We start from the raw sequence: 264 nt of genomic DNA, 5'->3' as shown, positions 1-264 counted from the left end.
GGAAAAACAGACAACCTGATTGAATTTGTCGAGGACCGCTTAGGGCATGACAAACGCTATGCGATTGACCCGACAAAAATAGAGAAACTAGGCTGGAAGCCGATGTTTACATTTGAAAATGGGATAGCCCAAACTATCCAGTGGTATGTGGAAAATAAGTGGTGGTGGGAGCGGGTTAGTAGCAGGGGGCATTAGAATTCATTTCCATCACTCCCGAATATTATCCTTTAGTGGTAGTTAGTGATCATTCATGCCCAATTGAAC

1 pseudogene is annotated in these 264 nt (G+C 43.6%); it reads left to right on the top strand.

The window, feature by feature from the left end:
* A pseudogene (locus RYX56_RS23065) lies at positions 1 to 195 on the top strand (GDP-mannose 4,6-dehydratase); the annotation flags it as partial.
* Positions 196 to 264 lie beyond the last annotated feature (69 nt).

The organism is Alkalihalophilus lindianensis (assembly GCF_032843265.1).
GTDB lineage: Bacteria > Bacillota > Bacilli > Bacillales > Bacillaceae_D > Alkalihalophilus > Alkalihalophilus lindianensis.
This window is presented reverse-complemented; position numbering and strand designations above follow the sequence as displayed.